Source organism: Ruegeria sp. R13_0 (assembly GCF_017743995.1).
Taxonomy (GTDB): Bacteria; Pseudomonadota; Alphaproteobacteria; order Rhodobacterales; family Rhodobacteraceae; genus Ruegeria.
On record NZ_JAGHRB010000017.1, the window covers coordinates 16,108 to 31,454 of the forward strand.

General features: G+C 54.6%; 12 protein-coding genes and 2 pseudogenes. 6 read left to right on the forward strand and 8 right to left on the reverse strand.

Annotation, left to right across the window (positions count from 1 at the left end):
* Nucleotides 1–13: 13 nt before the first annotated feature.
* The 5 genes from J7394_RS19045 (at nt 14) to J7394_RS19065 (ending at nt 5,235) form a co-directional block, all read left to right on the forward strand.
* On the forward strand, nt 14–934 hold the full coding sequence (locus tag J7394_RS19045; RefSeq protein ID WP_209255376.1) for a branched-chain amino acid ABC transporter permease: 921 nt from the start codon (nt 14–16) through the stop codon (nt 932–934).
* Nucleotides 931–1,908 carry a branched-chain amino acid ABC transporter permease gene (locus J7394_RS19050; protein WP_209255378.1) on the forward strand — a complete coding sequence of 326 codons (978 nt, stop codon included), beginning with the start codon at nt 931–933 and terminating at the stop codon, nt 1,906–1,908. The genes J7394_RS19045 and J7394_RS19050 overlap by 4 nt, the downstream gene beginning before the upstream one ends.
* Nucleotides 1,905–2,654, forward strand: coding sequence for an ABC transporter ATP-binding protein (locus tag J7394_RS19055; protein ID WP_209255380.1), 750 nt, complete (start codon nt 1,905–1,907; stop codon nt 2,652–2,654). Before J7394_RS19050 ends, J7394_RS19055 begins: the two co-directional genes overlap by 4 nt.
* The gene (locus J7394_RS19060; protein WP_209255382.1) at nt 2,651–3,337 is read left to right on the forward strand and encodes an ABC transporter ATP-binding protein; all 687 of its coding nucleotides are present in this window, start codon (nt 2,651–2,653) and stop codon (nt 3,335–3,337) included. The genes J7394_RS19055 and J7394_RS19060 overlap by 4 nt, the downstream gene beginning before the upstream one ends.
* Before the next feature lie 560 nt (nt 3,338–3,897).
* Nucleotides 3,898–5,235 carry an MFS transporter gene (locus tag J7394_RS19065; protein WP_371812084.1) on the forward strand — a complete coding sequence of 446 codons (1,338 nt, stop codon included), beginning with the start codon at nt 3,898–3,900 and terminating at the stop codon, nt 5,233–5,235.
* Between the two features lie 44 nt (nt 5,236–5,279).
* Here J7394_RS19065 and J7394_RS19070 read toward each other — a convergent pair whose 3' ends face one another.
* The 7 genes and pseudogenes from J7394_RS19070 to J7394_RS19100 form a co-directional block, all read right to left on the reverse strand.
* Nucleotides 5,280–6,836, reverse strand: a complete 1,557-nt coding sequence (locus J7394_RS19070) for an NAD(P)/FAD-dependent oxidoreductase (RefSeq protein ID WP_209255386.1) — start codon at nt 6,834–6,836, stop codon at nt 5,280–5,282.
* 276 nt (nt 6,837–7,112) lie between these two features.
* A pseudogene (locus J7394_RS19075) lies at nt 7,113–7,744 on the reverse strand (tyrosine-type recombinase/integrase).
* Nucleotides 7,745–8,655: 911 nt separating this feature from the next.
* On the reverse strand, nt 8,656–9,642 hold the full coding sequence (locus J7394_RS19080) for a zinc-dependent alcohol dehydrogenase family protein (RefSeq protein WP_209255388.1): 987 nt from the start codon (nt 9,640–9,642) through the stop codon (nt 8,656–8,658).
* A gap of 80 nt (nt 9,643–9,722) precedes the next feature.
* On the reverse strand, nt 9,723–10,568 hold the full coding sequence (locus J7394_RS19085) for an enoyl-CoA hydratase/isomerase family protein (RefSeq protein WP_209255390.1): 846 nt from the start codon (nt 10,566–10,568) through the stop codon (nt 9,723–9,725).
* A 92-nt stretch (nt 10,569–10,660) separates the two neighbouring features.
* Nucleotides 10,661–11,449, reverse strand: coding sequence for an SDR family NAD(P)-dependent oxidoreductase (locus J7394_RS19090; protein ID WP_209255394.1), 789 nt, complete (start codon nt 11,447–11,449; stop codon nt 10,661–10,663).
* Nucleotides 11,450–11,461: 12 nt separating this feature from the next.
* Nucleotides 11,462–12,427 carry an LLM class oxidoreductase gene (locus J7394_RS19095; protein ID WP_209255395.1) on the reverse strand — a complete coding sequence of 322 codons (966 nt, stop codon included), beginning with the start codon at nt 12,425–12,427 and terminating at the stop codon, nt 11,462–11,464.
* A gap of 13 nt (nt 12,428–12,440) precedes the next feature.
* Nucleotides 12,441–13,217 (reverse strand): CmcJ/NvfI family oxidoreductase, encoded by a 777-nt coding sequence (locus tag J7394_RS19100; RefSeq protein ID WP_209255396.1) that lies wholly within the window; start codon nt 13,215–13,217, stop codon nt 12,441–12,443.
* Between the two features lie 107 nt (nt 13,218–13,324).
* Here J7394_RS19100 and J7394_RS19105 point away from each other — a divergent pair, with 107 nt between their 5' ends.
* Complete coding sequence (locus tag J7394_RS19105) at nt 13,325–14,236, forward strand: LysR family transcriptional regulator (RefSeq protein WP_209255398.1); 912 nt, start codon at nt 13,325–13,327, stop codon at nt 14,234–14,236.
* Between the two features lie 184 nt (nt 14,237–14,420).
* On the opposite strand, the pseudogene J7394_RS19110 reads toward J7394_RS19105, so the two are convergent.
* Nucleotides 14,421–15,052, reverse strand: a pseudogene (locus J7394_RS19110) (tyrosine-type recombinase/integrase).
* Nucleotides 15,053–15,347 lie beyond the last annotated feature (295 nt).

A 15,347-nucleotide genomic window follows, 5' to 3' on the forward strand; every position in this document is an offset into this window, starting at 1 on the left:
TTTTGCTCGAACCGTGACTTTCATCCTTATCGCCGAGCAGATTCTGAACGGAATACAGTTCGGCTTCATGCTCTTTCTCATGGCAGCAGGCCTGACGCTTATCTTCGGCGTGATGGGCCTAATAAATCTTGCACACGGATCGCTCTACATGGTCGGCGCTTTTGCGGCTGCGGCGGCCGCTGCGGCGACGGGGTCGTTCTTGGCGGCTGTTGCAGCTGCCATTGCGGCGGCGGCTATGGCCGGGGTTATCGTCGAATTGGCAGTCATTCGCCGGCTCTATGCCCGCGATCACCTCGAGCAAGTGCTTGCGACTTTCGCGCTGATACTGATTTTCTCCGAGGGTACGCGATGGATCTTCGGTTCATTCCCGCTGTTTCTCGATATTCCGAGCTATCTGTCCGGTCCCGTTTCATTGCCAGGCGGCATTCAGTATCCGCTCTATCGCCTCGTGCTCATCCTTGTAGGGCTTTTGGTGGCGGTTGGGCTGTGGCTCTTCATCTCACGGACCCGCATTGGCATTCAGATTCGTGCCGGAGAAAATGACCGCGAAATGATTGCAGCACTCGGCGTTGATATTGGGAGCTTGTACACGTTTGTCTTCGCGCTCGGAGCAGCGCTCGCCGGATTGGCGGGAGCACTTGTAGGTGCTATCCAGTCGGTCCAGATCGGAATGGGTGAACCGATCCTGATCCTCGCTTTCGTCGTTATAGTGATCGGGGGTATCGGGTCCATTCGGGGGGCGCTTATCGGCAGTTTGCTGGTTGGATTGACCGATACCCTGGGCGGCATCTTTCTGCCGGAACTGTTTAAACTGTTCGTGGCACCAGATGTTGCGACGTCGACAGGGTCGGCATTGGCTTCGATGTCAATTTACGTTCTTATGGCTGGCGTGCTGATCTGGAGACCCACCGGGCTGTTCGGGGCGCGCGCATGATCCCGGAAAAAGCACTAAACGCCATTCTCATGAGCCTGCTTCTTTGTGTGCCGCTTTGGGCTTGGGTCTCGGACGAACCCTTCACAATTACGTTGGCGACCCGCGCGGTCATCTTCGCTCTGGCCGCGGTTGGTCTCAATGTCGCGCTTGGGCTTGGAGGGCTCGTGAGCCTCGGGCACGCGGTCTTCTTTGGGATTGGCGGCTATGCGATGGGTATTCTGGCGTTTCACGCTCAGACGTATTCGCCATTGATGGAATGGCCTATCACGATTTCTGGAACCAAGCTCATGCCTGTGATCTGGTTGGTGGCAATACTGTTTTCAGGTGTTGCCGCCTTTATAGTCGGGCTTCTGTCGCTTCGAACTTCCGGCGTGTATTTCATCATGATCACGCTGGCTTTCGGGCAGATGTTTTTTTTCTTTGCAATCAGCTGGCCCGCCTATGGCGGAGAAGACGGCCTTTCCATCTACATTCGAAATTCCTTCCCGGGTATGAACACGCTTGATCCCATACAGTTCTTCGGGATCTGTTTTGCAATTCTGAGCCTAGTCCTTTGGCTAAACGTGCGGCTCGTAAAATCTCCCTTTGGGCTTGCGTTAAACGCAGCGCGGCAAAGTCCCGAGCGGGTGGAGGCGGTCGGGCTTGATCCGTTTCGGCTGAGACTCATCGCATTGGTGATTTCCGGCATGATCTGTGGGCTGGCGGGGGCGCTTTTTGCCGATCTTAATCGCTTCGTCAGTCCCACGATGTTCAGCTGGCAGATGTCAGGTGAACTGATCGTTTTTATAATCCTCGGAGGGTTGGGCCGGACGTTCGGACCGGTCGCAGGCGCGACTCTGTTCGTCGTACTTGAGCACGCGCTTGGAGGCATTAGCGAATATTTCCTATTCTTTTTTGGTTTGCTTTTGTTGGTGGTCGTCCTTTTCGCCCGCGGCGGCCTGTACGGCGTCTTTACGGGAAGGTCTGACCGATGATGCGGCCCGTGTTGGAAGTTGAAGGCCTTACTCGACGCTTTGGCGCCCTGATGGCAAACGACGACGTGACATTGGACCTGAGGCCCCGCGAAGTTCACGCCGTGATCGGCCCAAACGGGGCTGGTAAATCAACGCTCATCGCTCAGATCTGCGGCGGCCTTAAGTCTGACGCGGGTTCGGTTCGCCTTCAGGGCCAGGATATCACTCACGAGACCACTAAAAACCGGGCAAGACTCGGGCTCGGACGCACCTTCCAGATTTCTGCTCTAGCGTCAGAGGACACCGTCTTGCAAAATGCCATGCTGGGCGCGCTTGGGGCCAAAGGCCGACCCTGGCAATTCTTCCTGCCCGTTCTTGGCGACAAAAACCTGCGCGATCACGCGGAGAATGCACTGCGTCGCGTGGACTTGATCGACTTTGCAGACAAGCGAACAGGCGAACTCAGCCATGGTCAGCGCCGACAACTGGAAGTCGCAGTTGCGCTGACCCTAGAACCAAAGGTGTTCATACTGGACGAGCCAATGGCCGGTTTAAGCGCGGAAGGCACGCGGCTGCTCACGAACTTGCTGAGCGACTTGCGAAACCAGGCCCCGATCCTGCTTGTCGAACACGACATGGATGTCGTCTTCAAATTGGCTGACCGAATAACGGTTCTTGACTACGGACGTGTAATTGCCTCCGGATCAGTCGAAGATATTCGCAAAAATCCAGTAGTTCAGCGCGCCTATCTTGGAGAGAACCGATGAGCCTTCTTTCCATATCCGGCCTCGTCGCAAGCTATGGCAAAAGCCAAGCCCTCTTTGGCGTTGATCTGACAATCGAAGCGGGCCAAGTCGTCGCCCTTATGGGGCGCAATGGCGTGGGCAAGACAACCACCGTTCGCGCTATTTGCAGAATGATCGGAAGCAAAGGCTCCATGGTGTTTGCCGGCACCGACATTCGCAAACTGTCGAGCCACCAAGTGGCAAGGTTGGGCATCGGCCTTGTCCCCGAAGGCCGCCGCGCATTTCGCGATCTGACGGTGCGTGAAAACCTCGTAGCTGTGTCCCGGCCTGGACATTGGGATATAGACAAGGTCGTTGCGCTATTCCCGCGTCTCAGCGAACGCGCCGATCAGCTTGCGGGCTCATTGTCAGGCGGAGAGCAGCAAATGCTGGTCATCGGGCGCGCGTTAGTTACCAATCCACGCTTGCTCATATTGGATGAGGCTACGGAAGGGCTCGCACCAAATATCAGGCGCGAAATCTGGGCGACTGTGGAGCAACTGAAACGTGAATCAGGTCTTTCTATTCTGGTAATTGACAAGTCGCTTAGCGAGTTGCGAGCAGTTTGTGATCGAGCGACCATCCTTGAGCGAGGCAGATCGGTCTGGTCAGGCGCAATGGACGATCTCGATAGAGAAATCAGCCAGCGGCATCTCGGCGTTTAGTGATGCGAATGCCCAAGGCTTGACGACTATCGTACGGCCACTAAGCGCATTTGATAGCACGACGCAAAATCAGAATAGCTGTCAAGAAGCAAACCGTATTGATTTCACCTGGGTGGAATAGCTGCTGTGTCTGCAGACTGTGAGTTGGAACAGACACAATTTTTAGCAACGCAGCGAATGGCCGCCAGGCGGGCTGTGACTGCTGCATCGGCAATGAGTGGCGAACCGTCTTTTTTAGGCCATTCCGCACAAGGGAGAGTGTTGCGGAGGACTGCTTCGGTGATGCTGCACTGCGCCTTTGTCCGTCTCGATCAATGGCGGTTCTGGGCCTATCGAAGACTTAATAAAACTAAATAACAAGGGGCTGGGTCGGTGAACTGTCACGCTTTCAGAAGCTTTCCGAAAGGAACTTGTAACAGACGAAAGCAGAAAATTAGCTGCCAACAGGTTTACGACACAACCTCTTTGATCATGTATTATAGTTACTGTGGACCGACGGATGCGTGGCGCAGAGTTTTCTAGGAGCAGGTTGTATTGGGTGCTGACAAAAATGATCGTTGGTGGCTTCTGGGTGCGATGGGCGCAATCCTCGGGGTTATCTTATTGGACGAAACAGCGGTCGGCGTCGCGCTTCCAACAATCAGGGCGGAGCTGGGCCTTTCAGAGATATCTGCTCATTGGGTGGTCAACATTTATCTTCTGACACTGGCCTGTTTGGCGGCGGCAACTGGTCGAATTGGGGACATAATCGGAACTCGGGGTCTCCTGACCACAGGACTCTTCGTTTTGGAGCGGCGTCAGTGGTATCAGGATTCGCTCCAAACGGGCTAACGCTGCTAATCGCGCGCGGCATTCAGGGCGTAGGCGCCGCCGCAATCTTCCCGTTGTCTCTGACGTTGATAGCCTTGTCCTTTGATGGCGCTGAGCGCGGCAAAGCTTTGGGTATCTACGGTGCGATCGGAACATGTTTCTTGGCGGCCGGGCCACTAGTAGGCGGTGCACTGACTTCCGGTCTCTCGTGGCGGTGGATCTTCTGGATCAATCCAGTGGTCGTCACTTGCGTCGCTTTTGTCGTCTGGCGGTTTTGGCGCGATCCTCCAAGACAAATCAAAGAACGTTTCGATTTGACAGGTATGGTGCTGTTGGTATTCGGGCTCTCGCTTTTGGTCTATGGAATAATGCAGGGACCTGACGTTGGTTGGAAACAAAGCAACGTACTTGCTGCCCTGGTGATTGGCGTTCTTGCGCTTGCGATTTTCGTTTTTGCTGAGAACCGGCGAAAGGATCCGCTTGTGGCGGTCTCTCTTTTTCGAGATCCGACCTTCACCGCGTCTAACCTGATTGTCGGAACGGCACAGTACGCCAAGATTGCTACCTTCGTCTTTGGGTCGATGTACCTGCAAACGGTTGAAGGCTGGGGTCCGTTCTGGTCCGGGTTGGCCTTGTTACCTGCCGTCGTACCCACAAGCTTTCTATCGCCAATCGCCGGCAAATTGTCTGATGAGCGCGGAACCCGTTGGCCTGCTCTTGTCGGTTTGGTGTCCATCACCGGAGGCCTCAGCCTGATTGCGGTTGGAATGACGCTGAAATCAACGACGGTTATTTTCCTTGGGTTTGTATTTTTTGGTTCCGCCGTCTCGCTGATGTTTGTTCCATCCCAGCGCGCCGTCACGATGTCGGTCGCGCCCCATATGCAAGGACAGGCGGGCGGGATTGTACTTTCAACCCAATTGATTGGGGGAACAGTTGGCATGGCGTTGTGCAGCACAATGTTGGCGATGACGTCGTCATTCGCAGCGGTGTTCTGGCTGGCTGCCTTTGTGTCTCTGATGGTCCTCATTTACTCCTACTTCGCGATTGACACGCACGAACCAGGGAAACAGGATGCTCACGTTTAGTCAAAACGAGCGACTGCCTTGCCATATACGCCGAGTAGTTTGCCCTAGACAAAGGGTTCCTTTTCAAATTTCGCGACAAGCAAGCTGTCGGCCGACTGCATCGCCCCGTTTGTCCAACCCTGGGATACCGACCATGCTTCATTGCAAATGTGAATGCCCGGAACCGGCTCTTGCATGTAGTCAATGATGTCCTTCGGATTCGCCCCAATTCCCCACAAATGATAGGCAGCGCCCCACGGCTCGCGCCCCCAATTCTGGTAGGTCGCTGCAACGGGTTCGGGCAAGTCGTCACCAAGGTCGTGAGATTTACGGGCCTGGCTCCAAACCTCGTTCACAAGCTTGTCCGATGCTGGCAAAAGCTTGCGCATCGATGGAGCGATAGGGTCTCCGCCAGGTCCGGTTGCTTGATTTATCCAATCATGCGCACCGAATGTCTGCCCTTCGGATAGAGCCTCCCAATATTCTATCATCTCGCCATCGTGATAACTCGCCATCAACAAAGCGTGGCCTGACGTATTGTCTACGCCCCAACGATAAATCTGGCGCGCCGGTAGGTCCGTTATGATACGGCCAACGGAGAGGTTTCGGGGTGTCCACCAATCCTGATCAAACGCGAGATGAACTTTGGCCAATGGTACTTTGTGAACACTCTCCACAGCACGTGCAAAACGCGCATTGTCTGAAAACACTTGGGTGTTGAGTAGTGATGAAAAGGCATTTGGAGGAATTGCCAGAATCACGCGCGCTGCCGACACTTTTGTCCGCCCGGTTTCCGTCTGGAAGGTCAGATCAAAACCCGTATCAGCCCGTCGCCTAAGGTCGACAAGTTTATGTTCTAGATGAAGCGTTCCACCGTTCGACATATAGGCTCTGGTGATAGCTTTGGGGATTTGTTCAAGACCGCCATCAAGTTTGAAGTACTTGGTTTTGTAAGCAAAGTCGCGTTCGAACCAGCTGATTGCTGTTTTGCTGTCCCAATTGGATAAAGGGGAGTTGTAGCCCAGCACATCGCGCATGAAATTATAGGTCTCGCGGCTACGCTGTTGAAGTAAGAGTTCCCACAATCCCGTGTCCTTCAGAGACAGAGCGCCCTCTGAAACCCTCTTGTTTAAATCGTCAATTACGTGTGTCAGAAGGTCTTCTCCGCCAGCTATGATTGCTCGTTCTTGATCACTCAATCCGTAGGGAACGACCTTAGCTTGAGAAAGCTCTGAGAAATGCTGACCGCGCAGGTAGTAGCCGGTGATCGGATACGCAAAATCCTGAAGCTTCTCGCGCCCAACCATATCATCGACGACTTTGAGCGCATGTTTGTCTGTGTGGCGCAACCGCATACCGCCGATTTCCGCGGTTTGAGTGGTCAAATTGGGAAAGTGCAGCGAAAGGAGCCGTCCCCCAAGCCGATCTGTCGCTTCAAAAACACCAACTCTTGTTCCGGGGGCTTCGCTTAATCGCATTGAACAAAATAGTCCGGCCACGCCGCCGCCCACGATTGCAATATCCAGGTCCGTTGTCCCGGTTTGCGCCTGAACTAACGGTGCCGAGAGTGCAAACGCAGTGGCGGCGCCAGCTTGGTTGAGGAAGGTTCGGCGTGTCGGCATTGTGGTTTCTCGGGCTGCAAAGGACAAAGTGCCGTAGGTTCGGGCATATGAAATAGTCAGATTAATAGCTTCATAGTGGCCACTTTGGTCCTTTTATCAAGTTTTCCGAGACTAGGTCGCGAAAGTCGGGAGTGGCTTACGCTCCGATCTTCAAACATCAAGGTGGCCAAAATCAAACGGAGCCTTCCAGATTTCCACTTTAGGAAAGCGGTGATACAATATTGCGGAGTGGGATGGATGTCGCCTTTGGGCCGTCCTCTGGAGCCGCCCTTCAGTCTAGATTTCAATGGCTTCGGCGATGACGAGGGCATCCTCAAGTTCGCCGCCCAGGTATCTGACGGTACTATCCATCTTCGTGTGGTCTAGAAGGAGCTAAACAGCTCAGCGGTTCTTGTCTTTTTGTAGATCTGCGTGGCTTTGGTTCATCGCATTGAATGTTTGCCATACGCGCTCGCTTCAAGACCGACCGACGTGACCCAATTACGGACGATCCGTGCAGATTGGCGGGTCGAAATGTGCAGCCGTTCATCAAACCGACCTGGCCAAAGGTATTCTGAGCCGACCATGAGTTCGTCTTCCATCCACTTCTCTAAAGAGGTGCGAGTGCCTTCAGAAATCTCAAATCGAACTGGCTTCTGGGTCTTGCTCTGCAAGACGGATACCCGTTCCTTCATCTGTCCAAATGCCATGACATCGACGACCTTGATTTTTGCAATGTCAAATCCACGCAATTTGCTGTCGATCGCCAAGTTGAGCAGAGCGAGATCGCGGTGGTTCTCAGCCAGCTCAAGCCGGGCCCGAATTGCCCAGACGTGCTTTGGTTTCCTTGGTCGCTTTTGACCGACGATGCGGCCCTTGCTCCATGCAGGGCGCAGTGCGCGAATGGCTGGTAGGTTTGGTGTTTCCATGACTGATCCTCCGTTCCGCCATGCTCTCCCACAACGACAACCCGACGTTGCCCGGTCCAGCATATCAAGTGATGCTGCGCTGCCTCTGGAGTCAGCTTCGAGCCCTATTTCACCCATGGTGAGTTGAAGGCCAATGTCCCCTTATTGGTAGTGTAGGCTTACCCGGGCCGGGTTTATGCCTCCCCACCCACAGACGACGCTATCGTGCTACAGCTTTTGCAGCAACATCGTGTCGCGAATGAGAATGGCGCCATCAAAGCGATCTCAAACTCGCTGGCGACGGGCGAAGACACCCTGACACCCGAGCGCTTAGCACAACTCCACCAAGACGTGCTCACCATTCATTGCGACACAGACGGTATCGTTCCAATGGTTGCCTCAGAGGACTTAGTTGACCTTCTGGCAAACGCACAACGATAGCGGACTAAATGTGTTGGTCATTGGCCACAAGTCGAGGCGCCAGACGACTTACTAAATGCCATTTTGGAGCCACCAGAAATAGAGTGAGGTTGGCTTCACAACTCGGCGGTACTATCGCGAAAGCCGCGTGTTGATGGCCAATAAAAACGGGACTTTGTCAAAGCACTCGTACGTTCAGTGGTTGTTTTGCCTGGTCTGCCTGTGTTTTTGCCCAACCTTAGATTTGTGCTCGCTGCGAACGGCAGGTTCGACGGGCTGCGCCGCAGCAAGGAGATTATGGGCTGAATTTCCGAAAAGGGCCGTCCTCATCGGAGCTCGACAGGTCGAGTGAGCGTATGCTGCACCGCCTTCTGGTCTGCATGGAGCCCAAAGTAGCCTATGCTGCAATATACTCAATGGTCAGATAAGCGATGATTGGCGACTATAGTTGCAGCTCAAACTGAGTTGGTGCGCTAGGTCATTGTGCGCGCACCAAGCCCAACCGGATCAGATCACAGTTCCACAACGACTTTTCCGACCGCAGATCCATTCGTCAGGTGTGCGTAAGCTGCGCCGATATCGGCAGACCCGAACGTATGTTTGTCAACAATCGGTTTAAGCGCGCCTTCATCCGCAAGAACTGCCAGTGTCCGCAAGATGTCGCCATGGGTTTTTCGTCCCACATTGTGCATCATCGGGATCAACATGAAGACGACATGCAGAGACAGGCCTTTGAAATGCGCAGGCGTCAAATCGATCTCGACCATCGCGACCGTTGAGGCAACTTGACCATTGAGTTTGGCGGCGGCGAATGAGTTTGTCATGTTCTGCCCGCCAACGCTATCAAACACTACATCGAAGCCCACACCGCTGGTGTGCTCAGCCACGTAGTCCTGGACCTTTTGCGTTGTGAAATCTACCGGCCGCGCGCCCAGCTCTTCGATCAGGGCCATCTGTTCCTCGCCACGACCAGTCGCGGACACGTTGGCACCAAAATGGCGGGCAATTTGGATGGCAATGTGACCAACGCCACCAGCACCGCCCTGTACCAGCACGTTCTGCCCTTCGCCAACACCGGCACGGGTCAGCCCTTCATAGGCGGTGATGCCGACGAGAGGTAGCGCTGCAGCTTCCCGCATGCTCAGCGTCTTGGGTTTGTGTGCGATCAGGCGCGCGTCTGCGTTAATGTACTCCGCCAAAGCGCCCAGGAGATCCATCAATCCTCCAGCGCAACCGTACACCTCATCGCCTATGGCAAGACCTGTCACACCGTCGCCAATCGCAACAACCGTGCCGGCAAAATCCATGCCAAGTACGGCGGGCAATTGAGGGGACAGAGGCAGGTCCGCGCCCATGCTTCGGATCATTGTGTCGACGGTGTTGACGCTGGTCGCGGCCACTTTGACGACAACATGGCCGGGTGTCGCGACCGGGTCGGGAATTTCAGCAAGCTCGAACAGCGCATCGGGTCCGTAAGAGTTGAGAACCATTGCTTTCATTGGGATTTTCCTTTTGTGAGATGCTGTCAGGCCCACGTCGGAACCACGCACGCCTGACGAGATTATTGTCTTGGGGGTGGTCAGTTGATGTCCTGCACCTGCATCACCAGATCGCCCCATTTGCGCTGGTTCTCGATGTCGTGTTCCAAACCTTGTTCATCCGCGATCGTGAAACGTTTGACCGCTGGAGTTTTGCTGGTCGCCTGATACAGCCAATAGGCTTCGGCCTTCAGCGCCTCATCAATGGGCTTGTCGATGGATTCATAGACCATCTGCTTGCAGGCATTGATCGACTCTGCAGGGAATTGTGCGATGCGTTCGGCCAGCGCGGTTACATACGGGCCGATTTCATCCGGCTCCAATGTCTTGTTGATAGTTCCCAGACGTTCGGCATCATCCGCGTCATAGTCTTGTGCGCTTAGGATGATCTCAAGCGCTTTGCCAAGACCGGTTTGACGGGCCATACGCGAGGCGCCACCTCCGCAGGGCAGGATGCCCATTCCGACCTCCATCTGCATGAACTTGTACTTTCCCCGCGCGGCAAAGCGCATATCCAACGCCAAGGCCAGTTCGTGCCCGCCACCGCGCGCAAACCCTTCCAGCTTTGCAATGGTGGCCTGTGGCACCTTGCTGATCCGTTCGCAAACTGATTGCAGGTCCAAAAGCTGAGCGTCCTCGCGGGACACGGCTTCGTTCGACATGTCCTTGAGTAGTTCGGTATCGTAGTGGCAGACCCAGATTTCCGGATTGGCCGATTGAAAGATCACGACCTTGGTGTCGCGGTCCCGCTCTAGCCGCATTGCCAGACTGTTGAGGTCGGCCAGCATTTCCTGGCCTTGCACGTTCACGGAGCCAAAGTTGAAGGTGACCGTGGCGATACCGTTCTCGACAGTTACGTCAAAGGTTTGAAAGTTCTCGTATTTCATCAGGCAGTCCTTTCTTTGGCCTCGACGCAGCACGCGTGAGGGGTAGGGGAGTGTTAAAAGTTGAAGTGCGCGGCGTTTGCGCGCCGGGATGGTCAGCCCGTCTGGCTGATCAAGTCTTTGATGGTGCTCATGACGTCGGCAGCGTGGTTTTCGTCAAGCGCTGCGGCATGGGGATCAGCGAAGGCCCCACTGTCATTGTCGAAATAGGCTCCTGACGCGTCCGCAAACCGCGCACCTAAGGCCGCGTCAATCAAGATATCAGCGCCGATGTTCATATCGTTCCCGGCCAGGCCAAAGCCTTCTTTCACCATTTTTGATGCCAAAAGAGATCCGGGATTCACGGCGACCATCACAGGGACATTCGACAGCGATTTGGACCATTCGCGGGTCCAGATGGTGATCGCCAACTTGCTTTGGGCGTAGGCTTCTATGTCAGCCAGTGGCACATTGCCCTGCATGGCCTTGAGGTTTACCGGGGCCTGTGCCGCCGATGACAGATTCACGACCCGCCCGTCAGCAGGAATGATCGGCAAAAGCAATTCGGTCAGCAGATACGGTGCAAGCGTGTTCACCACAAAGCGAATGTCTTGACCATTTTCAAGCACGGCTTGCGGGGCTTTCAGCACACCTGCGTTATTGATCAATACATCCAGTTTATGATGCTTCGCCCGAACGTTTTCGGCCAGTTTTCGAACCGCGGACAGATCGCTCAGATCAGCGGCATAGGTTTCGACGTCCCCGCCGACGGCGGCAGCCGCGCTCTCCAATTTGGATGCACTGCGTCCATGGAGGAGCACTTTATGCCCATCGGCAGCCAGCTTCTTCGCTGTCAGTAGGCCAATGCCGTCGGTTGAACCTGTAATGAGAATAGTCTTGGTCATCGGTCTGATCCTTCAGGAAAAGTCAGGCAGCAGAGTATCCGCCAGATGTTCGAGGGTTGTGTCGATTGGCGCTTGATTGAACCTTAGGTTCAGCGCGACGTGATTGACCCCGAGCGTTTCAATCTCGCGCAGATAACCGCGAAGGAAGTCGGTGCCAGATTGAAACCCAAGATGGATCGGGCGCGGAGGTGCAGAAGGGTCGGCAACAACATCGACATAGAGCGATTGCATAACAGGCTTATCCGGTTGACCTGCCGCCTTCAAACGTCTGCGGTAGGCCGCGATGACTTGACCCTGAGCCGCCGCATTGCGCGGATATGTCATCCAACCATCTCCGTTCTGTGCTACCCAATCAGGTGATTGTTGGCTGCCACCGGTTATGAGCATCGGCAGGCGCGTTCCATGCGGCTTAGGCAATAGATCAATCCCGCCATTCAGTTTGCCCTGTGCTTTTTGATGCGTCGGGTAAGCCGATCCAACGGCGCGGATGTACTCAACACTATCTCGGAAACGTGCCCCGCGATCTTCAAAGCTCTGGTTCATCGCCGGGTACTCCTCGGGCCGGTCGCCGGACGCGACACCCAAAAGTAACCGCCCGGCAGAGAGCACATCTGCCGTCGCTGCTGACTTGGCGACATGAGCGGGGTGACGCAATGGCAGGATCACGCTCGACGTTCCAAGCGCAATCCGATCCGTCGCCGTTGCCAATGCCCCCAGATAGACAAATGGATCGAAAACCTGCCCGGGGTCGCCAAAGCTTGGAACATTGAAGGGCACGTCCCGCAGCCAAAGTGCTGCGAACCCAAGCTCCTCGGCTTTCTGAGCCGCTTCCAAATGCCCTAGTAGCGTCGGTTCTGCCCCGACGGCATAGGCTTCGAGAGGCAATACAAGGCCGACGCTCAGTCGTCCGGGACGGAACACCTGGTTGTAGGCCAAATTGATTTGCTCAAACCCAGCCGGCTGCGTTTCATCCAACATGTCTGACCCTCCATTAAAAGCGCACCAAAGTGCGGCTTTCGATGCTTTTGCGAATGGTAGTGATGTTTGGATCCTCGACCATATCGAGTGCGCTATGAGCAATCGAAGCCAGGCCTTGATTGTCATAGATGTTGAAGACCGCGACCTCATCCGGTGTCATCTTGGATTGATAGATCCACTCATGTTTGGGGTTTCCCGCCAGCCCCATGATTTGCCCCACGCGGTCAGAATAGATCAGGTCCAGTAGAATCCAGTCAGACGGGTCGACAGACGACGGCCGTACAAAGCCCAGGGGTGCCGAATTGATCACGTGCTCTAAAGGACGCCATACGTTGACAAAGGCAAAATGACCTTGCGCCCACTCCGCTGCGGTCTCGGCGCCCAGCAAGTCGACAAGCCGCTGTTCGGCTCCGTCCTTGCTGTAATCGCTATGAACATTGCGCGCCGGTTTACGTATTGCTTCGGGATCGTCCACCCGAACAGTGTGATCAAAAACCACGACCTCTCTGGCACCAAGCATGTCCTGCAGCATGGCCTTGAGCTCCGCATCGTAAATCGGTTTCCAGCTGTCGCCTGCAAAGTCTCGGACCTGCGTTTCAAGTGGCATGATTTCAACGGCATCACACGCAAAAGAAACCGACGAGGTCGTTGCGCGGTTGTCTGTTAGCACAACGGATGTTGCAACAAGTTCAGGGGAAATCAGGTTGCCAGCGACCCCGCCAACATCAAGCTCAAAAGCTTGCCGGTAGGATTTGTGAACATGGTAGTTGACCGTGGCCGTCTTTGTCATTTGCGCCTCGTGCCTAAGCTCAGCTGTCTCTGAGAAAGGGATTTAACGTCGATCAAATTGCAGATAAACTGCCCATTTATGTATTGATAATTCGGATAATGAACATAATGGGCTTAGACACAGACGCGCTTCGATTGTTTATAAGGGCAGCAGACATGCTGAACATCAGCGCGGCGGGGCGTGATCTGGGCATGGCCCCAGCGGTCTCCAGCGCAAGGCTTGCCAAGCTGGAGCAGAACCTCGGTTTCGAGCTATTGCACCGCACGACGCGTAAAGTGTCGTTGTCGGTGGAAGGAGCGGATTTCCTGCCCTTCGCCCGTGAGATCATTGCGCAGGAAGAGGCTGCATTTGCTGCTTTGGGCAAGCAAACGACAACGATCAAGGGGACATTGCGTTTCGCCGCGCCAAGCAGTTTTGCACAGCTCTACATCGCGCCAATCCTGCCAAAGTTTCTTGAACAGCACCCCGATCTCACGCTCGATCTGCGCCTGTCCGATGTGCAGTTCGATCTGATAGAAGGAAGCTATGATCTTGCACTCAGGAACGCGCCACTTGTCGACACCAGCCTGAAGGGCCGCAAACTCGCTGATGACCAGCGAATTCTGTGTGCCGCGCCTCACTACCTCGACACGCACGGCGTTCCTGAAACACCAGTCGATTTGACAAACCACCGTCTGATCGCTTTCCAAAACCTCCAACCGCGTTCACTGACAGGACCGGCAGGCGAACAAGCTATTTTCGATCCCGCATCAGCCAAAGGCCAATTGATTATCGATGACGGTCAAAGCCAGGTTCGCGCCACACTAGCCGGAGCCGGTATTTCTTTGAATGCTCGATGGAGCGTGCATGACCAACTGAAGTCAGGTCGTTTGGTACGCGTTCTTCCAAACTTTGAGGTTAGTGAAGACATTGTCTTGTGGTTGATCTATCCCAAGTCCAACGTGCTGTCACCTAAAGTGCGTGTTTTCATGGACTTTCTGGTTGCAGAGATTGGCGCAAATCCCCCTTGGGAAACGTGAGCTCAGATAGAATTTAGCGCGCTGTCACGCATCTAACCCCAATGTCGGAGACAGGCATTGAGCTGACATGCCTCATCCAATCGCAAAAGTCTGGTTTGTCCGCGATACGAGTTGGTACATTTCCAGACCTTGCGCTTGCAGTGAATGGCGGCTCTGGGCCGCCAGCGCCGACGGCCCGAAGTTGTTAAATTTCAATGACCTCGGCGATTGCGAGCGCATATTTAAGTTCGACGCCCAAGTGTCGGACTTTGCCGTCCATCTTGGTCTGTCCAAGCAGAAGCCGAACCGCCCGCAAGCTGCCGGTCTTCTCGTAAATCTGGGTTACCTTTGTTCGCCTTATCGAATGCGTGCTGTAGGCACTCGCCTCAATACCGATTGATGTGACCCAATCGCGGACGATCCGTGCATATTAGCGTGTCGAGATATGAAGACGCTCATGGAAGCGGCCCAGCCAAAGGTACACTGAGCCGACCATAAGTTCATTCTCCATCCACTTCTCAACTGAAGCTCTGGTTCCTTCTGATATTTCAAAGCGTACAGGTTTCTGGGTTTTGCGTTGCAGAACGGACGCGCGCTCCTTGATTTGGCCAGATGCCATGACGTCCACGGCTTTCATCTTCACCAGGTCACAGCCTCGAAGCTTGCTGTCGATTGCCATGTTGAACAGCGCAAGGTCGTGAAATATTTTGCCAATTCAAGGTGTTCACGGATTGCCCAGACATGCTTTGGCTTCGATGGTCGTCTCTGAGCGACAATGCGGCCTTTGTTCCATGCAGGGCGAAGTGCCTGAATGGCTGGTTGGTTTCGTGTTTCCATGACTGATCATCCGAGCCACCATGCCCTAAGCAACGACAACCCAACGTTAACGAGGGACCTTGTCACAGGATTGCTGCGCTACCTCCGAGGTCTGCTCCGAGACCAAAATCACCGATGCTGCAGATGGAGCAAACTGCCCCAAATCACGCGAGGCTGCGGTTCTGGCGGAATTGATGGAATCTCCTTACAAGGCTGGCAGTCCTTCGTTGCATGCCAATTTGGCGGATTGCTGAAACTGGGGGAATGCGTGAATTGATTTTTCGGATCACGTTGACCAGTTGAATCCCATCTAAAG